Source organism: Pseudomonas gessardii (assembly GCF_001983165.1).
Lineage (GTDB): Bacteria > Pseudomonadota > Gammaproteobacteria > Pseudomonadales > Pseudomonadaceae > Aquipseudomonas > Aquipseudomonas gessardii.
In genome coordinates this window covers 217,481-240,823 of the sequence record NZ_MNPU01000001.1, presented here as the reverse complement: position 1 = coordinate 240,823, position 23,343 = coordinate 217,481, and the positions used below count along the sequence as shown (strand labels likewise).

The 23,343-nt window shown below is 60.0% G+C and carries 24 protein-coding genes; 13 read left to right on the top strand and 11 right to left on the bottom strand.

The features are described from left to right. Positions 1-5: 5 nt before the first annotated feature. From BLL38_RS01075 to BLL38_RS01045, 7 genes are read left to right on the top strand one after another with little or no spacing between them, the layout of a single operon-like run. The gene (locus BLL38_RS01075; RefSeq protein ID WP_169897583.1) at positions 6-275 is read left to right on the top strand and encodes a DUF6162 family protein; all 270 of its coding nucleotides are present in this window, start codon (positions 6-8) and stop codon (positions 273-275) included. Continuing rightward, positions 272-1,204 carry a metal ABC transporter solute-binding protein, Zn/Mn family gene (locus tag BLL38_RS01070; protein WP_076960912.1) on the top strand — a complete coding sequence of 311 codons (933 nt, stop codon included), beginning with the start codon at positions 272-274 and terminating at the stop codon, positions 1,202-1,204. Before BLL38_RS01075 ends, BLL38_RS01070 begins: the two co-directional genes overlap by 4 nt. A gap of 14 nt (positions 1,205-1,218) precedes the next feature. Continuing rightward, entirely contained in the window at positions 1,219-1,899 is a 681-nt protein-coding gene (locus tag BLL38_RS01065; protein ID WP_076960911.1) for a metal ABC transporter ATP-binding protein, read from the top strand. Next, positions 1,896-2,801 carry a metal ABC transporter permease gene (locus BLL38_RS01060; protein WP_076960910.1) on the top strand — a complete coding sequence of 302 codons (906 nt, stop codon included), beginning with the start codon at positions 1,896-1,898 and terminating at the stop codon, positions 2,799-2,801. Before BLL38_RS01065 ends, BLL38_RS01060 begins: the two co-directional genes overlap by 4 nt. Further along, a complete protein-coding gene (locus BLL38_RS01055; RefSeq protein WP_242627581.1) occupies positions 2,798-3,793 on the top strand; it encodes a metal ABC transporter solute-binding protein, Zn/Mn family in 996 nt (331 codons plus the stop codon). Before BLL38_RS01060 ends, BLL38_RS01055 begins: the two co-directional genes overlap by 4 nt. 29 nt (positions 3,794-3,822) lie before the next feature. Next, a complete protein-coding gene (locus BLL38_RS01050; RefSeq protein WP_076960909.1) occupies positions 3,823-4,146 on the top strand; it encodes a hypothetical protein in 324 nt (107 codons plus the stop codon). Between the two features lie 8 nt (positions 4,147-4,154). Then, entirely contained in the window at positions 4,155-4,979 is an 825-nt protein-coding gene (locus BLL38_RS01045; protein WP_076960908.1) for a DUF4198 domain-containing protein, read from the top strand. Between the two features lie 168 nt (positions 4,980-5,147). Here BLL38_RS01045 and BLL38_RS01040 read toward each other — a convergent pair whose 3' ends face one another. The 9 genes from BLL38_RS01040 to BLL38_RS01000 all read right to left on the bottom strand — a co-directional run bounded on the left by BLL38_RS01040 (position 5,148) and on the right by BLL38_RS01000 (position 16,275). Then, positions 5,148-7,007: a calcium-binding protein gene (locus BLL38_RS01040; protein WP_076960907.1), complete on the bottom strand. Its 1,860-nt coding sequence runs from the start codon at positions 7,005-7,007 to the stop codon at positions 5,148-5,150. Between the two features lie 244 nt (positions 7,008-7,251). Then, entirely contained in the window at positions 7,252-8,520 is a 1,269-nt protein-coding gene (locus tag BLL38_RS01035) for an OprD family outer membrane porin (RefSeq protein WP_076960906.1), read from the bottom strand. A 111-nt stretch (positions 8,521-8,631) separates the two neighbouring features. Further along, on the bottom strand, positions 8,632-9,549 hold the full coding sequence (locus BLL38_RS01030) for a fumarylacetoacetate hydrolase family protein (protein WP_076960905.1): 918 nt from the start codon (positions 9,547-9,549) through the stop codon (positions 8,632-8,634). A gap of 1 nt (position 9,550) precedes the next feature. Beyond that, entirely contained in the window at positions 9,551-10,669 is a 1,119-nt protein-coding gene (locus BLL38_RS01025; RefSeq protein WP_076960904.1) for a cupin domain-containing protein, read from the bottom strand. Further along, entirely contained in the window at positions 10,659-11,714 is a 1,056-nt protein-coding gene (locus tag BLL38_RS01020; RefSeq protein WP_083743018.1) for a carbon-nitrogen hydrolase family protein, read from the bottom strand. The genes BLL38_RS01025 and BLL38_RS01020 overlap by 11 nt, the downstream gene beginning before the upstream one ends. Next, positions 11,711-13,105, bottom strand: a complete 1,395-nt coding sequence (locus tag BLL38_RS01015; protein ID WP_076960903.1) for an amino acid permease — start codon at positions 13,103-13,105, stop codon at positions 11,711-11,713. The genes BLL38_RS01020 and BLL38_RS01015 overlap by 4 nt, the downstream gene beginning before the upstream one ends. 172 nt (positions 13,106-13,277) lie before the next feature. Further along, entirely contained in the window at positions 13,278-14,498 is a 1,221-nt protein-coding gene (kynU, locus tag BLL38_RS01010; RefSeq protein ID WP_083743024.1) for a kynureninase, read from the bottom strand. Between the two features lie 5 nt (positions 14,499-14,503). Beyond that, positions 14,504-15,445 carry a tryptophan 2,3-dioxygenase gene (locus tag BLL38_RS01005; protein WP_083743017.1) on the bottom strand — a complete coding sequence of 314 codons (942 nt, stop codon included), beginning with the start codon at positions 15,443-15,445 and terminating at the stop codon, positions 14,504-14,506. Beyond that, a complete protein-coding gene (locus BLL38_RS01000; RefSeq protein WP_076960902.1) occupies positions 15,442-16,275 on the bottom strand; it encodes an alpha/beta hydrolase in 834 nt (277 codons plus the stop codon). The genes BLL38_RS01005 and BLL38_RS01000 overlap by 4 nt, the downstream gene beginning before the upstream one ends. A gap of 194 nt (positions 16,276-16,469) precedes the next feature. Between BLL38_RS01000 and BLL38_RS00995 the strand changes: the two genes are divergently transcribed. The 3 genes from BLL38_RS00995 to BLL38_RS00985 all read left to right on the top strand — a co-directional run bounded on the left by BLL38_RS00995 (position 16,470) and on the right by BLL38_RS00985 (position 18,811). Then, the gene (locus BLL38_RS00995; protein WP_076960901.1) at positions 16,470-16,967 is read left to right on the top strand and encodes an Lrp/AsnC family transcriptional regulator; all 498 of its coding nucleotides are present in this window, start codon (positions 16,470-16,472) and stop codon (positions 16,965-16,967) included. A gap of 134 nt (positions 16,968-17,101) precedes the next feature. Continuing rightward, positions 17,102-17,854 (top strand): maleate cis-trans isomerase family protein, encoded by a 753-nt coding sequence (locus BLL38_RS00990; RefSeq protein ID WP_076960900.1) that lies wholly within the window; start codon positions 17,102-17,104, stop codon positions 17,852-17,854. Positions 17,855-17,911: 57 nt separating this feature from the next. Continuing rightward, positions 17,912-18,811: a LysR substrate-binding domain-containing protein gene (locus BLL38_RS00985; RefSeq protein ID WP_076960899.1), complete on the top strand. Its 900-nt coding sequence runs from the start codon at positions 17,912-17,914 to the stop codon at positions 18,809-18,811. A gap of 13 nt (positions 18,812-18,824) precedes the next feature. Here the strand turns inward: BLL38_RS00985 and BLL38_RS00980 are convergent, their stop codons facing one another. Next, complete coding sequence (locus BLL38_RS00980) at positions 18,825-19,421, bottom strand: helix-turn-helix domain-containing protein (RefSeq protein WP_076960898.1); 597 nt, start codon at positions 19,419-19,421, stop codon at positions 18,825-18,827. A 192-nt stretch (positions 19,422-19,613) separates the two neighbouring features. Here BLL38_RS00980 and BLL38_RS00975 point away from each other — a divergent pair, with 192 nt between their 5' ends. The 3 genes from BLL38_RS00975 to BLL38_RS00965 all read left to right on the top strand — a co-directional run bounded on the left by BLL38_RS00975 (position 19,614) and on the right by BLL38_RS00965 (position 22,302). Continuing rightward, a complete protein-coding gene (locus tag BLL38_RS00975; protein ID WP_076960897.1) occupies positions 19,614-20,750 on the top strand; it encodes an NAD(P)/FAD-dependent oxidoreductase in 1,137 nt (378 codons plus the stop codon). Positions 20,751-20,777: 27 nt separating this feature from the next. Then, on the top strand, positions 20,778-21,158 hold the full coding sequence (locus BLL38_RS00970) for a RidA family protein (RefSeq protein ID WP_076960896.1): 381 nt from the start codon (positions 20,778-20,780) through the stop codon (positions 21,156-21,158). An 82-nt stretch (positions 21,159-21,240) separates the two neighbouring features. Continuing rightward, entirely contained in the window at positions 21,241-22,302 is a 1,062-nt protein-coding gene (locus BLL38_RS00965) for a YkvI family membrane protein (RefSeq protein WP_076960895.1), read from the top strand. A gap of 3 nt (positions 22,303-22,305) precedes the next feature. Here the strand turns inward: BLL38_RS00965 and BLL38_RS00960 are convergent, their stop codons facing one another. After that, a complete protein-coding gene (locus BLL38_RS00960; protein WP_076960894.1) occupies positions 22,306-23,250 on the bottom strand; it encodes a Dyp-type peroxidase in 945 nt (314 codons plus the stop codon). Positions 23,251-23,343: the final 93 nt, after the last annotated feature.

The window sequence follows — 23,343 nt, the reverse complement described above, 5'->3', positions numbered from 1 at the left end:
GCGACGTGTCCCGGGCCACCCAGGGCCAGGGGGCGACGGTCTACTACGGCTCAGGGGGCCGCGCCCCCGGCCAGAGCGCCTACCTGCTCGTCATCGGCCACGCCCATGCCGGTGTGATGTGGGCCAACCAGGCAACGATCTGGGTCCACCGCGACCCGAACGCCCCCTACCCCGGCATCGTCAAGCCCGAATCCCTGGTCGGCAGCGGCTGGCGCCAAGTCATCCCCTACGACGGTGCCAGTGAAGTCGAACGCGTAAAAGGAACCCAGCCATGAACCTGTCCAAGAAGTACCCTGCCCTGTGGCGCCATTACCTGGCGCTGCTGGTACTGCTACCTGCCATCGCGTTTGCCGGCACCGGCCCTTCCTCGGGCACCCCCCTGAAAATCGGCGTCACACTGCACCCTTACTACAGCTTCGTGGCAAACATCGTCGGCGATCGGGCACAGGTCGTTGCGCTGATCCCGGCACAGGCCAACCCGCACAACTACCAACCGCAGCCGGATGACATCACCCGTGCGATGACTCTCGATGCGCTGGTCGTCAACGGCATCGGGCACGATGAGTGGGCCTCGCAGATCATCAAGGCCGCCGGCCGCGGGGCGACATTGCCGATTATCCAGGCCAATGCCTCGGTGGCCCTGATTCCCATCGGTGGCGACCAGGGAGGCGCCAAGGTGGTCAACCCGCACACCTTTGTTTCCACCACGGCAGCGATCCAACAGGTGTTCGAGATCGCTCGCCGGCTGGGGGAACTGGACCCGGACAACGCCAGCGCGTATCGACACAACGCCCTGGCATACGCCGCACGTATCCGCGCACTACGGGCACGCTTCATGACGCGCTTCGCCGCACTCGACCTGGCGTCGTTCCGCTGCGCGACAACCCATGCCGGCTACGACTACCTGATGCAGGAGTTCGGCCTGTTCGTCAGTGCCGTGATCGAGCCGCGCCATGGCGTCGCCCCGACAGCACGCCAGCTGGCCAACACCATCGAGGCGATCAAGCAGGCCGATGTGCGCGTGCTGTTTGCCGAGAAACACTTTTCCATTGACCTGGCCAAGCCTATCGAGGCCGCCACCGGGGTGAAGGTTTTCGCGCTGTCTCACATCACCGGCAGTGCCTACAGCGCGGACGAGTTCGAGGTGGCCATGGGTGAAAACCTCGAGACCCTGGCGGCGGCCGTTGAATACATGCAGCGATGAAGGAGGATCAAGCCATGCGCGGACCCGCGATAGTGTTCGATAACGTCTCATTGCAACTGGAAGGCACCCAGGTGCTGGACAAGGTGAGCTTGCGCGTGGAGGCCGGCACGCTCCATTGCCTGGTGGGCCCCAACGGCGGCGGCAAAACCTCACTCGTGCGTGTCTTGCTGGGACAAATGCCCCATGCCGGGGAGGTGCGCCTGGAGGGTGCGCTCACAGCGCCGCTGGGGTATGTCCCGCAATTGCCGGACCTGGACCGCAATGTGCCGATGACAGTCAACGATCTGATGGCCTTGCTGGGCCAACGCCGGCCCGCCTTCCTGGGCGCAAGCCGCGCCGCCAAGGTGGCCAATGCCCAGGCCCTGGCACGTACCGGCATGGCCGCCATGGGCGCCAAACCCTTTGGCAGCCTGTCGGGTGGCCAACGCCAGCGCGTGCTGCTGGCCCAGGCAATCAGCCCGGCGCCCTGGCTGTTGATTCTCGATGAGCCGACCGCCGGGATCGACGAGGCAGGTGTACGCCTGGTGGAGACGCTGGTGGGCGAGCTGCTGGGCCGTGGCGTCACCATTCTGTGGATCAACCATGACCTCGAACAGGTCAGGCGTCTCGCGCAGTCCGTGACCGTTATCAACCAACGGGTGCTGTTTCATGGTCCCGCCGATCAGATCGACCGCTGGCTGGAGGTGATTCGATGAGTGCCTTGTATGACTTCATTCGCGACCGGCTCCAGGCCCTTGCCGCGAGTCACCTCTTGCCGCAACCCTTTGAATACGAGTTTGTGATCAATGCACTGATGTGTGCCGTTCTGATCGGGCCGTTGCTGGGTGTGCTGGGTTCGATGGTGATGATCAAGCGGATGGCGTTCTTCAGCCAGTCCGTGGGCAATGCGGCGATGACCGGCGTGGCCATTGGCGTGTTGATCGGCGAATCCTACACCTCACCGTACTTTTCAATGTTCGGTTTCTGCCTGCTGTTCGCACTGACGCTCAAGTACACGCAGCACCGCACCACACTGGCCAACGACACACTGATCGGCGTGTTCCTCTCCATTTCCCTGGCGGTCGGCGCTTCGTTGCTGCTGTTCGTCTCGGCGAAGATCAATACCCATGTGATGGAAAGCGTGCTGTTCGGCTCCATCCTGGCCGTCGACCACCGCGACATGAACGTACTGCTTGGCATAACGGTGGTGTGCACACTTATCGGGCTGCCCCTGTACAACGGGATGTTGTTGTCCAGCCTCAACCCGAGCCTGGCCCATGCGCGTGGCGTAAAGGTGCGCAGCGTCGAATACCTGTTCGTGGTGTTGGTCACACTGGTGACCGTCGCCTGCCTGAAGATCATCGGTGCCGTGCTGGTCGAGGCCTTGCTGCTGATACCGGCAGCGGCAGCCCGCAATATCAGCCACTCCCTGCCGGGACTGGTCACCCGCGCCGTCCTGATCGCGACGTTCTCCTGTGTCGTCGGGATCCTGGCCCCGATGCAGTTCCAGATTCCCGTACCGACGGGCGGTGCCATTGTGATCGTCGCGGCATTGGTCTTCGTGGCCACCACCGTGATCCGCGCCACCGCGTCCCGGTTCAGGGGAGCCAGCGTATGACCCGGCCTACTGTTCTGCGCCGCCTCTGGCCGGCGTTGCTGGTACTGCTGCTGGGCGGCCCGTCATCGGCCTTGGCGCAAGCCGAACGCCAGCCAGTGCTTGTTGCCCTGCCGGCGCTCTTTGCGCTCACTGCGGCACTCGGCGATGGCACGCGCCTCGAGGTGGTACGGGTTCCGCCAGAGGCTGGCGTGCCCATGGAAAGCCAGGCCAGCGCGCTGTCACGCCTGGAACCGGCGCTGTTCCAGCAGGCCGCCGCCGTGGTCACCCTGAGCAGCCTGTGGCGCGCTGACCCCCTGTATGCCACGGCCCGGCGCCACAACCTGCGGATCGTCGAGATCGATGCCTCACGCTCATGGGACAGCCTCAAGCCCAGCGTGGCCGTGACCCGCGTGCCCTCCAGCGATGTGCCCTGGGCTGGCGTTCGTGATGGCGCTGGCGACCCGTCGCCGTATGCCTGGCTTGGGCCTGTCAATGCCATGCGCATGTCGGCGCTGATTGCCGCCGACCTGGCACGTTTATCCCCCGCCGATGCGCCGCAGATAGAACGCAACCTTGCCGCACTGGACGGCCGATTGCGCCGGTTGAAGGCCGACTACGGTGCGCGCCTGCTGGAAGTACCGGATCTGCGTGTGCTGTCGCTGGCCAACGAGTTGGTCTATCTGTTTGGCGAGTTTGGCGTGTATGTCGACGGTTGGTTCGTCCGCCAGGATATCGACTGGAGTGACGCCGACCGCGCCGCCCTGACCCGCTACCTGCGCGAGCGGGAGATCCGCGTGGTGGTCCACAAGTGGGCACCTGACTCCAGGATTGCACAGGCCATCGAGGCCGGTGGCGCACGCTTGCTGAGACTGGATACCGGCAACCCGGGCCTGCTCGCCAACACGGCCAACCGCTACGAAACCCTGCTCAGTGCCAACCTGGATGCCTTGCTGGCGGCCTTTGCGCCGGCTGGCAACCCTGCGGCTGCCATTCAAGCATCGGCACCGCAGTGATCAACCTCGACTGTGGAGACTCAAACCTTATGAAACCCCGATATTTGGCCCAACCGATGTTCATGACCGCTGCACTGTTGTGCTGTCAGGCAGCCTTGGCCCATGCCCCCGTGTTCGACTGCTATATCGAGCACGATGACTGGGTGAAGTGCGAGGCGGGCTATACCGATGGCAGTTCCGCCGAGGGTCGAAAAATCCAGGTCCAGGACGCAAGCAACAAGCTGTTGCTCGACGCCCGTGTCGACCAGGACAACAGCTACAGGTTCCAGGCGCCCACCGGCAGCTATCGTGTGGTGTTCCTCGGTGGAGACGGCCATGACACCACAATCCAGTCCTCCGATATTTCAAGGTGACATCGACCATGGCGATCACACCACGACTGCTGCAAGCCCTCGCTGCCGTGACCTTCGGGTGCGTGAGCTGCGCCGCCCAGGCCCACTTCCAGATGCTCTATGTCAAGGAAACGGCGCTGTCGCGTGCAGATGACCTGGAGTTTGCAATCGTGTTCACTCACCCGTTCTCCGCCGGGCCGACCATGGCCATGGGGCAACCCCGCGCCTTCAGCCATATCGGCTCCCACAGCGGCGAGCAAACCGACCTGCGCCACTACCTGCGACCTGTCCAGTGGCAGAGTCGCGGCAACCAGGCGAGCGCCTACCGTGCGTCGATTCCACGGGCGTTGGTGCGCTCACTGGGCGACCATGTGTTTGTACTCGAACCCGAGCCCTACCTGGAAACCGAGGAAGACGTCTATATCCAGCAGTTCACCAAACTGATCGTGAACGTGGGCGGCGTACCCGGCAATTGGTCAGAGCCGCAGGGCTTGCCGGTGGAAATCCAGGCCCTCAACAAGCCCTATGCCAACTGGACCGGGGGCGTGTTCCGCGCCGTGGTGTTGGCCGACGGCAAGCCCGTGCCGTTCGCCGAGGTCGAAGTCGAATACCTCAACCACTCCGTCGATATCGCCAACAACGTCTTCGGCCAGCAAGACTATGTCACGGCTCCCCAACCGGCCTTCAAGTCTCTGAGTACGTATGCGGATGCCCAGGGGATCGTGAGCATCGGCCTGCCCCGCGCCGGCTGGTGGGGCATTGCAGCGCTCAACATTGGGGCGACGAAAACCCATAAAGGCAAACCCCTGTCCCAGGACGCGGTGCTGTGGGTGCAGGCCAGGGATATGAAATGAGTCGACTCCCTACCGCTGTCGCGGATGGAGTGATGAGTTGGGAACAGGTTTTCGGCAACGCTTGCAAACTGGCTGGCGACGCAGACGGCATGGCGTGGATGGCAGCCGGTCACTGGGCGCCACCTTCTTTTGTAAAAGAAGGTGGCGCCGTTAACACAGGTGTGTTTCTCAGACCAGGCTGAGCATATCCGCGCTCAGATTCGCCGGGTTGAAGCCCACCAGTGTGACACTGGCGTCTCCGGCCTGGATCAGCGTGTCATTGCCTTGCTGGCTGGCGGCACTGATCACCGCATCGGTAGAGGCGAAGAGCGACTTGGAAAACACCAGCACATCCAGCCCGTTCTGGTGAATGTTGAAGTCGCTGATCCGATCCTGGCCAAAGCCTGCCTGGTCGAAGACAAACACGTCACTGCCGACGCCGCCACTGAGCAGATCGTTGCCCTGCCCGCCCACCAGGATATCGTTGCCGGCGGCGCCATAAAGCTGGTCATTGCCGCTACCGCCCAACAAGGTGTCGTTGCCCGCGCCACCGTGCAACAGGTCATTGCCACCGCCGCCGCTCAGTGTGTCGTTACCGGCCTGGCCAAACATCAGGTCACGGCCGCTGGTGCCATTGAGGTTGTCAGCCAGCGTGGTGCCTTCAATGGCTTTGTTGTACGACTTGTCCTGGCCGAACCAACCTTCGTAATCCAGCTTGCCGCTGGTGATGGTGTAGGCCGGGGTCAACGCCTGGCCGATGCTGCTGAGAAAATTGCCGATCAGGGGCAATTGGCTGGCATTGGTGGCCAGGGCCGTTTCAAACTCTACGTGCTCGACGCCGCGCAGTTCCTTGAGCCCGTATTGGCCGCTCGTATCGTTGAGGAACACGGTACCGTCACTCAGATTGACCGCTTCATAGTTCGCCGCGGCGCCTTTGAGGAACACCTTATCATTGCCCGCGCCGCCGGCGACGGTATCGGTGCCGGTGCTGAGCCGGAAGCTGTCGTCGCCGGCAAAGCCATCGAGGAAGTCATCGTGGCGACCGTCTTGCAGCTTATCGGCGCTGGACGTCCCGAGCAGGAACGCCGGGGTGCCATAGTGGTTGGAGGTCGCCGTCGCTTTGTCGCTGACCCAGGTGAAGCTGCGGCTGATCGGGTCGAGGTTGCTGATGATGATGGTGCTGTCACGCTCGATGTAGTCGTAGAACGTCGACTGGCTGATGGTCTGGATGGGGTTGATGAAAATGCCTTCGAGGTGGGCAGCCCAGCCTGTCAGGTTGGCAATGGAGAACGGACCATTGGGCCAGGTAGGCAAAGCGTAGATCGTGTCGAAGAGCACGATGTTGTCGGTGGTCGAGGTGTAGTTGATATCGCTGCCGGTCAGGGCGTCGATGGCGGCGCTGCCCAGGTTGGTTTCTTCGCCGATCAGCCGGTGCACCACATCGTTTTCAAAGCCAAAGTTGAAGATGCCACTGTCGTTGCCGACCTTGGGCGACTCCATGCCGAAATAGTCCGAGTCTTTGAAAAAGCCATCTGCCAGAGTGTCCTTGGCCAGGAACATGCTGTTGGTCACCGAGCCTCCCTGGCTGTAGCCGGTAACCAGTACGTCTTTGCCGCTGAGGTTTTTGCCGATGGCGTAATCCTTGACGGCATCCAACAGGTAATCGAAACCGTTGATATAAGAGTTGTCGATCATGGCTGGCCAGCCTGCCAGGTCGATCAGCGAGTTGGTACCGGCAGAGGCAAAAGCCATTTTGGTCAACTGGCCACTACTGTCGTACTGCCCGAACACCCGGGCCTGGGCACCGAGGACATCCCCGCCGGTGAAGCTCCCCGTAAGGTCCAGATGGCTTTTATCGACATTCAGCTCGCTGGCATTAATCTCACGCCAACCCTGGGGAAGAGTGAAGGTGTTGCCCTCGCCAAGGACCGCCCCGGGTATGTTGTAAAGCACCCCGACGGTGGCAACACCACTGGCGTAGGTGGCCAGGTTCCAGGCATCAGAAATGAGCGTACGGGCGTCTTGCCCTTTGTAATCAAATATCGCCATAATTCATTTTTCCTGTTATTTGAATTTTAAGAAAAACAAGCACTTGGAAATACAGCATTTTATTATTACGATCAAAACTTCCAGGCCTGGACTTACATCTCTAATAGATCTGGTGTTCCGAGCCCGCGCTAACCCTACAGGGTTGTTTTATCGACAGGGCATGGAAATTTAACATTGGCAGATTTGCCTTATATATAGGCAAATATGTTCTTTATCGCTATTAACCCATCAACGTTACCGCCCCTCAGAAAATACTGATCGGGTAATCAACAAAAATGCGCAGTTCGTTACCCCCTATATTGTAATTGCTCGCTTTATTGGAGACGTTCAAGTGCGAGCTGCGAACCTTGAAACTCAGGTCCTTGGCCTTGCCACTTTGCACCACATACTGCAATTGATTGAACAGCTCAGTCTCCCGGCCGTCACCGGTGCTCTGCGTCTTGATGTTGTCACCCCGTACATAGGCCACCCGATAACTCAGCCCGGGTACCCCGCTGGCGCCAAAATCATAGGCATAGCTCAACTGCCAGGAACGCTCATCTTCGGCATTGAAGTCAGACCAGTAGGAGTTCGCCACATAAATCGTGCCATTGCTGTCCCCCACCCCACCGGCATTTTGATAGCGACCGTAAATGTATCCGGTGTCCCCGGTATTGCGTTGGTGGGCAAGCATGAACGCATGGGGCCCCGTCTTATAGGTGGCGGCCAGGCTCCAGATCACATTGTCCCGACCGGCCCCGGCCGCGAAGTCTTTGTCCAGGCGGGTTTTATAGGCATTGAAGTCAACGGTCAGCGAACGCTCTTGCTCAAGCGGCATTTCATACAGCAGATTGGCATAGTGGCGCTTCAAGACCTGTTGGATATCTGAAGCGTACAGCGCTGCACTCAGGCGATTGTTGAAACGATAGCGCACCCCGTACACATCGATCCTGTCCAGCCCGCCACTGTCGCGCCCCTCGGCGCTTTTCCTGGACTGCGCCGTAAAACGGCCAAGATTGACTTCCAGCCCTTCAAGCTCTCTGGAGGTGATCAGGGTGCCGGTGTAGGCATCCGGTAGCAGGCGGGCACTGTCATGCCGCAAGACCGGCAACACCGGCATCTGGTCACCATATTCAACGACGGTTTTGGAGAGACGCAACTTGATTGACGCACCAGCCTTGGCGATGTCGTCGGCAGGCGCCCCACTGTCGCCCTGCTTGAAAAAGTCGATACCGCCAGCACCGCTGCGACCCTTGCCGCCATCCAGGCGAACAGCGTAGTCAGCAAAGCTGTTGATCCCAAACCCGATGAACCCGTCGGTAAATCCAGAGGTGAACCTGGCACTTATCGCCTGCCCCCATTCGGCCTTGTCTTGATTGCCATCTTTGTAATCGCGGCTGATATACGCATTCCTTAATAAAATATTCAGGCTGCTGTCTTGAATAAACCCATTGGTGGGCAATGGTTCTTCGGCTCGTGCCTGCATGGACGCAGCGGCCACAACGATCAGGACATATACTTTTTTATTATTCATATTCATACACCCGAGCAAAGTCGTGGGCATATCCGCGAGGACACACCCAAGTCATCATTTAAGTTAAGTAGGAGCTACAACAAGAACACGCCAGTCAAACAGCCCTTGCGCTTATTGACTGTTCACCACGGGATTGCGCAACAGGCCAATACCCTCCACCCAGGCCTCAATAACATCCCCGGGCACCATCCACTCTTGCGGCGTGCGCCCGGCTCCCACACCCGAGGGGGTGCCTGTGGCAATGATGTCGCCCGGCTCCAGGGTGATTGCACTGGCAATATCGGCAATCAACGCGGGAATCCTGAACAACATATGGCGTGTATTGGACGCTTGCTTGAGTTCCCCATTCTTCTTGAGCGTCAGTGCCAGGTTGTGGGGGTCCTTGATTTCGTCGGCGGTTACCAGGCAAGGCCCCATGGGGCAATAAGTGTCTTGCCCCTTCGAGAAGATCCACTGCCCGGCCCGGCGATTGTCCCGCGCGCTGATGTCGTTGATCACCGTATAACCGAACACGTAATCCATGGCCTGCGATTCGGCAATGCCTTTGGCCTGGCGCCCGATCACCACCGCAAGTTCCACTTCCCAATCCAGTTGCTGGGTGAGTTGGGCGTTGTGTTCGATCCCATCGCCGGGCCCGATCACACTGGTTGGCGGCTTACTGAACACCACCGGTTGTGACGGCAGTTGCGCCGCCGTGTCCAGGCTGCGACTGGATTCGGCGACGTGTTCACGGTAATTAAGACCAATGCCAAAGATGTTCTTGCGCGGTTGTGGAATGGGCGCCAGCAGGTGCACATTGTCCCGCCAGGTCGAGGTGCCTGGCGGCCATTGGTCGGCGTACGGGTCACATAACCGGCCCAGTAACGCCAGTGCATCGGGGCCGGCATCGATCAGGCCCAGCATGGAGTCCGGCAGTGTCTGGCCGGCACTGGCGGCCAGGCGCGCCACATCAACCACACGCTCACCGAGCCATACGCCAAGACGGGCCGCATCGGTGCGAGCACGGTTCTGGTAGGTTACCAAACGCATATCAGTTCTCCTGAGCTTGAGTCATAATTTGATGGCCGCCATTCAGGGCATAGGCCTCTTCGCGGTAGATCGACAGGGCTTTCATCACGGGAAAATCGCTGAATGAAAACAGGCAGGCATCGTCGTCCGGCGACAGGTTGGCGTGCTCGTGCCACGCCCAGGAAGGCACGCAGAAAATGTCGTGTTCCTCCCAGTCAAAGCGCTGCCCATTGATGATTGAATACCCGCAGCCTTTGGCCACGTGATAGATCACATTGCCCGTGTGACGGTGGGCGCGGGTCGCTTGCCCGGCCCGCAGCATTTGCATAGTGGCCCCCAGGGTGGGCATGACCGGCCCGCCGGTCAGCGGGTTCACGTACTCCAGCATCACCCCGTCGAACGGCGAGCCCTCGCTGGCTTGCGCGTATTGGCAAAGCGCCTCGTAGGTGTGTGTCCACGAATACTTCAGCAACGGTGAATAGGCTTTGCGCCAATCCGGTTCCAAGGGCCTGACGCCGGCATGGCTGTAGGTGTTGTAGGACGCATCCAGGGGCCGGGTGACGCGCTGGTGCAAGTCGGGATGCACTTCGTAGAAGTTCGCCTCCAGGGTGTTGATCAGCGGAATATCGAGCCCGTCCTGCCAGATGCAAGGACCGCTTCCCGTATCATTGCCGTGTTCATGCCAGGTGCCATTGGGGGTGATCACAAAGTCATTGCGGTTGAGGCTCACCCGCTCGCCCTCGACGATGGTATAGGCGCCCTCGCCTTCGATGATAAAGCGCAAGGCAGACGCCATGTGCCGATGCGCGGAGGCCGCCTCCCCCGGGTTCATGACCTGTAGGCCGGTGTACAACAGGCCGACCGCCGCGCTGACATCATGCCGCTTGGGGTTGACCAACATGATGACCCGGCGTCCGGCCTCTTGCGGGCGGACCAGTTCAAGGGAGCGCAGCACCAGGGGACGCAGTTGCTGATAGCGCCAAATCATCGGAACCGAATGGGCCTTGGGCTCCCAGGGCTCGATGTCATTGGCCACCGTCCACAAGGCCCCCGCCTCGTATTCGGCAAGCTGCTCGTAATACGCGTTGAGCTGCGGTGTATTGACGACTCGGGCACGGCCTTCAACGTTGTCATCCTTCATGGCGGCTAGCTCCAGCAGTGAACCTCTCGTCATTGGGCGACGCCTCTGTGCCCAGCGGCACGCGAGGGCAAGCGAGCGGTTCTTGAGTGATGATATTCAGTGCCTCGAGCGGGCGTTTGTTGAGCGACAGACTGAAGATATCGAAGCGGTTGTAGTGACCGACGATGTCGTGCATCTGTTTGGGCTGGATGCATTTGCTAAGGTCGATCTGCGCGTAGACGATGCCTTCCCGGTCAATCAACGGCTCAGTCAGCAAACGACCATCGGGGCCGAAAATCCCGGAAAACGCGCTGTTCTTGCGCTCCAGCATGGCCCGGGCCTTGGGATCGTCCCCGGCCACGGCAGTGATGATCGGCTCCGAGATCGCCGAGCAAGACACGATATTGAAGACCTTGCCCTCAAAGGCATGGGCCGCGGCGCGCAGTTTGATGGCCTCGACCATGTCGTAGTCGTCGGGCGCCACGGGCAAGGCAATGTAGTTGGCAATGTGGATGAGTTCGCCTTGGGCCAACAGGCTGAACCGCGCCAGGGTATTGGTGTTCTCGCCACAGGCCAGGGCGCCGATCGGTCCCAGTTCGGTCTCATGGACCGTTAACGAACTGCCATCGCCGCCGGTCCACGTCAGCTTCTCGGCCCAGGTGGGCACCAGCTTGCGGTGGCGCCCGATAAGGTGGCCCTGCGCGCTGATCATCAGCACCGTGTTGTAGAGCGTGCCGTAGCTGTGGGCACCGCGCTCGTTCACACCGATGACGACAACGCAGTTGGCCTGCCGGGCGGCCGCGCACAGCCGCTCGGTTTGCGGCCCGGGCACATCAATGGCGCTCACATACAGGCGCTCGTACCACGCACTGCCCTCTACGGGGTTCATCGTCCAGTTCCAGTAGGGATAGCCAGCCACAAAGACTTCAGGAAACGCCACCAGGCGCGCCTGGTTGTGTGCGGCCTCGGCGATCAAGCGACAGGCCAGTTCAACCGTGGCGTCAGCCTCCAGGTACACCGGTGCGGCTTGTACAGCGGCGGCAATGAACGGCGGATAGATCTTCATCCCTTCTCCTCCAGGGTAGCCAGCGTGGGCAGGCGCTGATGGATGCAGCGATAGGCGATAGCCAGCACCAGGAGCAGTGGCACGCCAGTCACCAGCGTCATGCGAAACTGTGGAACCAGCAGCGTGGTGCCGAGCAACGCCGCCATCAGCGTGCCCCCCACCAGCGTGGTCAACGGAAAACCTCTGACTTTGAAAGCAAGCGTGAGGTTGTGGTGTTGGTAATGGCGGCGAAAGCGCCAATGCGTGATGAAAATCATCAGCCAGGTAAAGAGCGCGCCGAACATGGCAATCGACATCATCAAAATGAAGGTGCCCTGGTCCAACAGCACGCTGCACAAGCCCGCAGCGGCCACGCCGAATGTCGAGAAAAACAAGCTGTTGAGCGGCACCCCCTTGGCGCTGACCTTACCCAGCATTTTCGGGGCATAGCCTGTACGGGACAGGCTGAAGATCATGCGTGAGGCCACATACAACTGGGCATTCATCGCCGACAACGCTGCCGTCAGGATCACAAAGTTCATGATGCCCGCGCTGCCCGGGATACCGATCAACTTCATCACCAGGACAAAGGGGCTCTCACGTTCATTGGCCATTTGCCATGGAACAATGGCGACCATGAGCGCCACGGTGAAGATGTAGAAAAATACCAGGCGAAACAATGCCGACTTGAAGGCGCTTTTTGCCGCAGCGCCTGGGTTGTCCGCCTCGCCGGCGGCCACGGCGATAAACTCGATACCAATAAAACTGAATAACGCGATAATGGCCGCCGACCAGGTCCCAAAGAACCCATTAGGGAAAAAACCTGCCCCCTCCATATAATTATCGAAGCCAATACCGCTGTCGGCAGGTGTTTTAAACACGATATAACTACCGATCACAATAAATGCAGCAATCGCCGCCACTTTGAAAAACGCCAGCCAGTATTCAAAAGCCCCAAACACTTTGACGGTTTGCGTATTCAAATAAATAATCGCGCCGGAGAAGATGGCAATCCATAACCAGGCGGGCGACCCCGGCGCCCAATACTGCATGTAGACCGCAATCGCGGTGACTTCAGTGCCAATCACCAGCACCACGGAAATCCAGTAGGCGTAGCGCACCAAAAAACCGGCGAGCCCGCCCAGGTACACTTCGGCATAGGCGCCAAACGACCCGGTAACCGGGTGCGCAACCACCATCTCGCTCAAGCAGGCCATCAGGATAAATGCCACCAGGGCGCTGATCGCATAACTCAGAATGACGCTCGGCCCTGCCATGCCGATCGCCGTGCCGCTGCCCAGGAACAAGCCAGTGCCAATGGCACTGCCGATTGCAATCATGGTCAGTTGCGGTTTGCTCAATAGCCTCTTTAAACCATTTTCCCGCTGCGTAATACCATCTACAGTAGACATAGGTCATCCTCTGAACAGCAGAACTGTTCATTAAGCCTTATAAGTTATTGCGCTACCCTGAGCGGGCAATCGCGTTTTTTATGCGTAATAGGGCCGAGACAAAAACTATCAGGCACCGGAGTGCCGGATATAAAACACCATCCAATCAAATCAATGTTCTAAAACAACTTGTTCAGGTGAAGGCTTTGCGTTCTTCACCGGAAATAACCAACCATTCACGGTTGACCATAATCTCTTCAAGTGCGCTGACCAAGTGCTCCACTTCATCAACATTGTTGTACAGCGGGGCAAAACCGAAACGCATGAAATCGGGCAGTCTGAAGTCGCCAATGATCTGGCGTTTCTGCAGGGCTTGCATGATTTCGTATCCCGCCTTGTGCCGCAGCGATACATGGCTGCCACGCTGTGCATCGTCCATGGGCGAGGCGATGACAAAGCCATGGGCTGCAAGCCTGTGTTGCGCAGCCTCCATGAAGTGGCGGGTCAGGGCTGTGCTCTTGGCCCGCAGCGCCTGCAGGTTGACACCCTCAAAAGCATCCAGGGCGTTGTGCAACACTGACAAGCCCAGCACCGGATGCGTCCCGCAGAAGAAGCGCTCAATCCCTGGCGCCGGTGCGTACTCAAGGTCGAAGTCAAACGGCGCGCGATGACCAAACCAGCCTGTGAGAGGTTGTTCGCATTGCTCGATATGGCGCTTGGCAACATAGAGATACGCCGGGGCGCCGGGGCCGCCATTCAAGTACTTGTAGCCACACCCGATGGCAAAATCGACTTCACAGGCATCCAGTTCGCAAGGCACTGCCCCGGCGGTATGCGACAGATCCCAGATCATCAACGCCCCGGCTGCCTGGCAGGCCCGGGTATAGGCCTGCATATCGTGGATATGTGCCGTGCGGTAATCGACATGGGTCAACACCACGGCGGCGACATCCACATCCAGGGCCTGGGGGATGCTGGCCGCCGGCACGGCATCCACAATCAAGCCATGGGTCTTGGCAACTTCATTGATGATGTACAAATCGGTTGGAAAGGAATCGATGTCCGTCACAATCCGCGTGCGGCCTGGGCGCAGCCTGACCGCGCTGACCAGGACCTTGAACAGATTGACCGAGGTCGAATCACAGGCCACCACTTGGCCGGGGCCGGCACCGATCAGACGGGCCACTTTTTCCCCGGTGCGGGTGGCCAGGTCACGCCAGTGGGCATCATTCCAGGAGCGGATCAGGCCCTGCGCCCATTGTTTTTCCACCACCTCGCTGACCTTCGGGCCCACGCTCCTTGGCATCAGCCCCAGCGAGTTGCCGTCAAAATAAGTCACCCCTTCCGGTATCGTGAAACGCTCACGCATCGATGCCAGCGGATCCGTGCCTGCCACATTTTCTGTACCCAACATACTGATCAAGCTCCCAACCGTGTACGAATTGTCCAAAGCTCCGGGAAGAATCGGTGCTCTACCACGTGCTTGAGCCACGCCACGCCTGCCGATCCTCCGGTGCCGGGTTTAAAGCCCAGAATGCGCTCGACCGAACTGAAGTGCCGCCAGCGGTATTGGGAAAACAAATCGGAAATCTCGGTCAGCCCTTCGCCCAACTGATAGAGGTCATTTTCCGCAGAAGGATCGGCGTACACCGTCATCCAGGCATCCTCCACGCCCGCATTGACGGCATAGGTCTGCGACCAGTCGCGCTCCAGGGCATCCGCAGGCATTGCCACCCCACGGCGGTGCAGATAGCGCAACACGTCGTCATACAGGCTGGGGGATTTCAGCGCCTGTTCAAGGTAGGGATACACATCCGGGTTGTTGGCATGGGCCTGGGCCAGACGCACCGATTTATTGCCGAGAATAAATTCGACATGGCGGTACATGTAGGACTGCTGGCCTGAAGAAATCCCCAGGTTATTGCGAAACTCATTGAAGCCCTCAGAGGTAATGGTCGACAGCACGTCCCAGGTTTTGATCAGGTACTCGAACAGGCGCTTGATCCGCGGGATCAGGACCAGGGCCCCGGGCAGGTCGTCTTCCTGGATACGGCGCTGGAAATTGTAGGCTTCAAAATGGATCGCCTTGAACGTCAGCTCCGTGCACTGGGTGATCAGGATAAACAGCATCTCATCATGACCTTCACTGCGCATATGCTGGGTGCTGAGGAGCAAATCGTTGCGGTGATAGTCGATGTAAGGGTTACTGGTCCCATCGAAGTCGACCATGGGCTGGCCCGAGGTTTGCTTGACGCTTTTTTCCCGGCTCTCGTGGCTCGTCTGATCAATCTGCCTGACCAAGGACAACTCCAGTGCGGGATCACGCACCAGGGGAATGTGCCGGCTTCGTGTTTTTTTCATTGTGGTACTCCTGACAACCGCAGTACGTCAGCGCCAATCAAGGTGGCTGACTGGGAAATATCAAAAACGATATCGAAGTGATTACGCCCTGGAACTTCATACAAGGAGACGTCGGCCCCCACGCTGATCAGGCGCTGTGCAAAGTCGCGACTCTGCTGCTTGAACGCATCGGTTTCCTGCTGGCCAAAGCACACAACCGTCGGGCAAGGGCTGACAATCGGTTGCAGTTGGGGGCTTAACGCCAGCGCCGAATCCAGGGTCAGCTTGAGCGGCGTATTGATGTAGGTCGGGATCAACGGACGCAGGTCGTAAATCCCGGAAATCAACAGCGCGGCGGCAAAAGGTGGCTGGCCGCCTTCGCGTGCGCGCCAGTCGAAGGTCAACAGCATGGCCGCCAGGTGCGCACCGGCCGAACTGCCGGCGATCACTATCCGGCAGTTCGGCCGGGCCGCCTGCAGCGCCTCCAGGGCACGGCAGCATTGCCGGGCCATATCAAAGATATTCGCAGCGGGGGCAAGGCTGTAGTTGATGGCCGCATATGCGATGTGGTGCGCGAGCAGGCCCTCGGCCGGGAAGCAAGAGTCCTGCGCCGAAAGCTCTTGCCAGTAGCCGCCATGGATGAACACCAGCATCGATGACGCGGCCTGGGTGGCCGGCTCGAACAGGATTGAATATTCATCGGCACCCTGGCCGTACTCAATACGCGTGGCGGCATGCCGGGTACACATAAGATCACTGAGCGCTCGGTATTGAAGCACCACGGACATAAAGTCCGGGGCGACAGAGCTGGGTGAGTAGGCTCGTTCCAGAGCCGTTAGCGACATTGCCATGAGTACGCCCGCCAATCGTTTGTTTTGACGGTTTCATTTTAGGGAGATCGGCCAGGTAAATTTTGCTTGTCTGCTGGCAAAAAACGACGTCGCCCGGTTATTCGTTTCCAATCGAAGGCAAAAAATGGTTAGTCTTTCCACCTGCCGCGCATAAATACAAAAATACCCTCTTTTTCCTGCCTGAGGACCCGCACATGCCTGCCGCTATCGAACTGTCTGCACTGGATCGGGAAATCCTCTGCGTCCTGCAGAGTGACCCCCGCATTTCCATGGCCAACCTGGCCGAAAAGGTCAACAGTTCGGTGTCACCGTGCTGGCGTCGGGTCAAGCGCATGGAGGACGCGGGCATTATTCGCGACTACAGCTTGCAACTGGATCGCAAGGCATTGGGGTTTGGCATCGATGCGTTTGTCTTCGTGAAAATCGTTTCCCACATGGAACAGCACGCTCAAGAGTTTGAGCAGGCCGTCTCCAGGCTGAGCAATGTACTGAGCTGCTACATCCTCTCGGGGATGGACGACTACCTGATCCGGGTCGTCGCCCCCGACCTGGACACCTTTGCGAATTTCAGCCGCAAGGTGCTGGCTGCCCTGCCCCATGTAAAGGAAGTGCGCAGCACGTTCGTGATGCACGAAATCAAGGAAACCCAATGCCTCCCCCTGCAAGGCATGCCCTACCTGTTCAGCCAGTAATGGCACCCGCCGCCATCGCCGTTGACGATGGTGGGCTCGCGAACCACTGATGTACGGGGCCATAACCCCCTCTTAACATGCCCCCACACAGGCAAACGCCTTGGGCGCGAGCTTATTTCAGAGGGGGTCAAGCCATGAAAAACTTTCGTATCGGTCAAATCGTTCCAAGCTCCAATACCACCATGGAGACTGAAATCCCGGCGATGCTGACGTCTCGTTACGCCCAGTTTCCCGAAGAGCGCTTCAGTTTTCATTCCGCGCGCATGCGCATGAAGAATGTCAGCCACGACGAGCTGAAAAAAATGGATGCCGACAGTGATCGCTGTGCCCTGGAGCTGAGTGATGCGCGCTGTGATGTCATGGCTTACGCTTGCCTGGTCGCAATCATGTGCCAGGGCCCGGGTTACCACAAAGTGTCCCAGGCACGCCTGTCCAAGGTCGTGCAAAGCAATGAGGCACCGACGCCGGTGCTCAGCTCCGCCGGTGCCCTGATCGACAGCATCAATGTGCTGGGCTTGAAGAAAGTGGCGATTGTGACGCCCTACATGAAGCCCCTGACGCAACAGGTGATCGACTACATCGAAGCAGCCGGCATCGAGGTGACGGACTCCATCAGCCTGGAGGTCTCCGATAACCTGGCCGTCGGGCGCCTGGACCCGATGAACCTGATCGCTCATGCCGATCGCCTGAACATCGGCTCAGCCGACGGCGTGGTGCTGTCGGCGTGTGTCCAGATGCCCTCGCTGCCGGCCATCCAAATCGTCCAGGATCGCCTCGCCCTGCCGGTGCTGTCAGCCTCGGTGAGCACTGTTTACCAGATCCTCAAGACCCTGGGTTTGAAAGCCCAAGTCCCGAACGCCGGTTATCTGTTGTCCGGTGCATTCTGATCTTCAAGCGTAGCGGTTAGTATGGGTCATACTCAGGCAGGCAAATTGGAGCCGGCAATGAAACTTGATCCCGTCTCCCTACGCTTGTTTATCAGTGTCATTGAAGAGGGCACGATCAGCGCCGCCGCCCAGCGCGAACACATCGCCGCGGCGGCGGTCAGCAAACGCTTGAGCGAACTGGAAGAATCCCTCGGCTTAAGCCTGCTGGTACGCACCAACAAAGGCATTACCCCGACGCAAGCGGGTATTTCCTTGCTGTATCTTGCGCGAAGCGCACTCAACAACCTCAACGACATCGCCGTGCAAATGCGGGACTACTCCGATGGCCGTCGCGGCTCGGTGCGGGTGCTGGCGAACATCTCGGCGATCAGTCAGTTTCTCCCGGCGCTGCTCAAATCCTTCATGACGCTTTACCCGTTGATCACCATCACCCTGGAAGAACAGGAAAGCCTGGCCATTACCCGGGGCATTGCCGAAAAACGGGCCGACATCGGCCTCTTTACCCATATGCCCCATGGCGCGGATATCGAGGTTTTTCCGTTTCGCCGCGATCGCCTGGTGTTGCTCGTGCCCAAGGATCATGCGCTGGCCAATGAGACCAGCGTTCGCTTCCACGCCATCCTCGATGATGAGTTTGTCGCCCTCAAAAGCGGCACCCACTTGAACTTCCAGATGATCAAGGCCGCCAACGACCTGGGCCGCACACTGAAATTGCGCATGGAAGTGTCCAGCTATGACGCGTTGTGCCTTATGGTCGATGCGGGTATCGGCATCGGCATCCTGCCCCAAGGCAGCGCGCGCACTTACAACCTGCCCAACACGCGGGTCCTGCCCCTGGATGAGCCTTGGGCCCAGCGGGAACTGGCGTTGTGCGTAGCCTCGCGCGACGCCCTGCCCGTGGCAGCGCAACTGCTGTTGGACCATCTGCTGGCGGTCGACGCCGTGCCCAGCGCTTGAGCTGCCGATGACCTCAGTACTCCGACATCACCACCATCACTTCGGCGACCGCGCCCTCCTCGCCTTCTGCCAGGTAAATATGGCCGATGGCGCTGTTGAAATAGGCCGTCTCGCGGCAGCCGATGCGCAGGGATTCGCCCGTTTCAAATTGAATGCGTACACGGCCTGACAGCACAACCGCAAACTCTTGCCCAGGGTGACGGATGTAGTCTTCAAATTGACTCAGTTCCCGCGCAAAGATCCGCGCATACATGGGCGTCATGCTGCGCCCGGGGAAATCCCCCGCCATCGGGTGATAGTCATAATTGCCCGTGCTGTAACCGGCCGCCCCGTCGATGGCGGTGCGGACCGCCGTCGGCTGTACAGCGCTGCCCCCCTGTTTACCCGGGCTGAACAGTTGGGCAATGTCCACACTCAGGGCTCGCGCGGCGGCGGCCAGTTTTTCATAACTCACCGACACTTGCGCCAGTTCCATCTTCGACAAGGTCGACAACGCCACGCCTGAGCGCTCGGACAATTGCTTGAGCGTCAACTTCTGGTGTTTGCGGATAGCCCGCAGGCGGGCACCGACCTGGGCGCGATCTATCAAGGGATGGGGCGTGGAACTCATGCAGACTCTCTGTTGTACAAATCGGTGACTGGGACTGAGCCAGGGCATGGGGCTGAATAATACCTCAAGGTTATGGGTTGACTGGGAAATTCTCATATCTTACATTTCTCTTATCTGAGAATTACAAAAACAGAGGACAGGGCATTGCGGCCCTCTCCCCACAAACAGTCCCAGACACAGGAGGTACTCGCGATGCACGACAGCGAATGTTTCGATTTCGCCATCATTGGCGGTGGCATTGCCGGGGCCTCCCTGGCCTATCGCCTGGCCGGACAAGCCAGCGTCGTGGTGCTCGAACGTGAAAGCCAGCCGGGTTACCACGCCACCGGACGCTCCGCCGCGATGTTCATGGAAAGCTATGGCACCCCGCAGATCCAGGCCCTGACCCGCGCCAGCCGCCACTTCTATGAGCAGCCGCCAACCGACTTCACCGAACATGCGCTGCTCGAACCCCGTGGTTGCCTGTACATCGCCAGCCAGGCGCAGCAATCGCTGTTGCAGCACACCTTCGCCACCAGCCAGGCACAGGCCGCCAATGTGTCATTGATCGATACCGAGCAGGCCCTGGCGTGGGTGCCCTGCCTGCGCCCCGAGGCGGTAGCCGGGGCGATGCTCGAAACCGACGCCCGCGACCTTGACGTCCATGGGCTGCACCAAGGCTTTTTACGGGCCATGCGCCGCGCCGGTGGCGTGCTGCATTGCGATGCGCACCTGAGTGGCGCCACCCGCGAAGGCCGTCACTGGCACCTGACCCTGGCCGACGGCCGCCAACTGCGCGCACGCCACCTGGTCAATGCCGCAGGTGCCTGGGCAGACCAGGTCGCACAGCAGTGCGGTGTGCCGCCCATTGGCTTGCAACCCTGCCGACGTACTGCCTTTACCTTCGACGGCCCCGAGGGCATGGACTGCTCACGCTGGCCGGCGGTAATCGGCATCGACGAAAGCTTCTACTTCAAACCCGACGCCGGGCAATTGCTCGGCTCACCGGCCAACGCCGATCCCGTCCCGCCCCAGGATGTGATGCCCGAAGAGCTGGATATTGCCACCGGCATCTACCACATCGAGGCTGCCACTTCCCTGACCATTCGCCGCCCACGCCACAGTTGGGCCGGCCTGCGCTCGTTCGTCGGCGACGGTGACCTGGTGGTCGGCTGGGACAATCATTGCGAAGGTTTCTTCTGGCTGGCGGCACAGGGCGGTTATGGCATTCAGTCCGCAGCCGGTGTGTCGCAACTGGCCTGTAGCCAATTACTCGATCAACCCCTCCCCGACACCCTGCGCCGCCAGGGCGTCGAGCCCCAGCGCCTGGCCCCTGGCCGCTTGCGTTAATCCATCATCCCAATGAGGTTGCATGCCATGTCTGACACCTTCCAGCGTTACCCCAGCCACCTGCCCTACCCGTTCTCCAAGGCCATCCGGGTCGGTGATTTCTTGTACCTCAGCGGGCAAGTCCCCATGACCCCCCTGGGCGAGGTGGTGCTCGGTGATATCCGCGAGCAGACCGAGGCGGCCATGGCCCGCATCGGCGAGACCCTGGCCGAATGCGGGGCGGGTTTCGAGCACGTGATCAAGGCCACGGTGTGGCTGTCGGACATGCAGCACTTCGCTGGCTTCAACGAGGTGTACAAGCGCCACTTCCACGACGGTTTCCCGGTGCGCTCCACGGTCGGCGGCACCCAACTGGCGCTGGGGGTCGATGTCGAGATCGAAGTCCAGGCGTGGCTCGGCGCCCGTTGATTGACCCAGCACGATGCCCCGGGAGGCCATGAGCAGTGGCCTGCCCTCAAGCCATAACAACAATAATGTGAGGCAAATCGTCATGAAAGAAAGTCTGAAAATCGCCGGTGCCTTTGTTGGTGTCATTGTCGGAGCAGGGTTCGCTTCCGGTCGGGAGCTGCTGCTGATGTTCGTGGATTTCGGCATCTGGGGGCTGCTGGGGTCGGTGGTCAGCGCCGCGCTCTTCATCTTTTTGGGCATGGCCCTGGCGGGCATGGGCAGCCGGCTGCGGGCCAAGTCCCACAAGGACGTGGTGCATGCGCTGTGCGGGCGTTACCTGGGCACCTTTGTCGACCTGATGATCACCTTTTTCATGTTTGCGGTGACGGTGGTCATGCTGGCCGGGGGTGGGGCCTTGCTGGAACAACAGTTCGCCATCCCCGCCCTGTTCGGCAGCGCGGCGGTGACCCTGCTTGTGGTCGCGATCGTGTGCCTGGATGTAAAGAAGGTCATTGGCATGATCGGCGCCGTCACACCGCTGTTGATCCTGACCGCGACAGGCGTTGCCCTGTATGGCGTCGCCACCCGGGGCTTGGGTTTCGGTGAACTCAACCAGCTGGCCAGCCAGCAAGACGCCGGCGCGAGCCATTGGCTGCTGGGCGCGTTGTTGTACGTGTCCTACAACATCGTGGCGGGGGTGCCGTTTCTTGCGATCATGGGCGGCGCCGCAAAATCCGAGAAACAGGCGATCTGGGGCGGCATCTTCGGCGGCGCGTTGCTCGGGCTGCTGATGCTGGTGATGAGCCTGGGCCTGCTGTCACGCCTGGACAGCGTGGCGGACCTGCCCATGCCCATGCTGTCCATCGCCACGGAGGTTTCGCCGGTCCTCGGCCTGCTGATGGCGGTGATCATTTTCCTGATGATCGTCAATACCGCTGTCGGCACCCTGTATTCCTTTTCGGCCCGATTGCTGCCGGCAGGCACCCGCACATTCCGCCTCGGCTCAGCCGCCGCCGGCGCATTGGCGTTTGCCGGCAGCCTGGTCGGGTTTGTCAGCCTGGTGGGCCAGGTCTATCCACTGTTTGGTTACCTGGGCTTTTTGCTGATTGGCGCCGTGGTCGTTGGTTGGCTACGTGCGGGACGCCTGGTCTCCCGGGCTTATTAACCGCTAAGGCGCGCGCTCGGCCAACGCCTCCAGCAGATCAGCAGACGGCACAAAGAACAAACCGCCGGTGACCGCCGTGCTGAAGTCCAGCAGGCGGTCATAATGGCCGGCGGGCCGGCCGACAAACATGTTCTGCAGCATCAGTTCCAGTGGCTGCGGTGAGCGCGCATAGCCGATGAAATAGGTGCCGAACTCCCCCGCTCCCGGCCGGCCAAAGGGCATGTTGTCGCGCAGGATTTTCACTTCCTCGCCATCCTGGGTAATGGTGGTCAAGGCACTGTGGGAATTGCTCGGTTTGACGTCATCCCCCAGCTCGATATCCGACAGCTTGGTACGCCCGATCACCCGCTCCTGGGCCTCGGTGGACAAGGCATTCCAGGCCGGCATGTTGTGCAGGTACTTCTGCACCAGGACATAGCTGCCACCGCTGAACGCCGGATCCTCCTCGGCGACGATGGTAAATCCCACGGCCTTGCGCCCGGTGGGGTTCTCGGTGCCATCGACAAAACCGATAATGCTGCGCATATCGAAATTGCGGAACCCCTGGACCTCATCGACCACGCTCACGGCATCGCCGAGGGCCGCCATGATGTGCGTGGCCAGTTCAAAACACAGGTCCATCCGATCGGCGCGAATGTGCAGCAGCACATCCCCCGGCGTGGAGACCGCCATGCGCCCCGCCACACCGACCGCCTGAAACGGATGCAGGGACGCCGGACGCGGGCTGCCGAACAAGGCATCCCAGGCCGTCGAGCCAAAGCCGCAGACACAGGTCAGGTTGCCATCGGGCACGCGCTTGCCGACGGAGCGTGTCAGGCCTGCGATATCGCCGCACCACTCGCGCACGGTCCTGGCCGCCTCATTGCCGGGGGCAAGTGTGGCGACCATGAATATGGCGGCGCTGGTAATAGGGCTACACACAGACTGGGGATCACTATTCGGGTTCATCGTCAGGGGTTCCACACGCAGCTCCACGGTTAAAGGAGAGAGTAAAAAATCCTACACCCATTACCAAACGATATAAATGACTGTGAGAGTTGA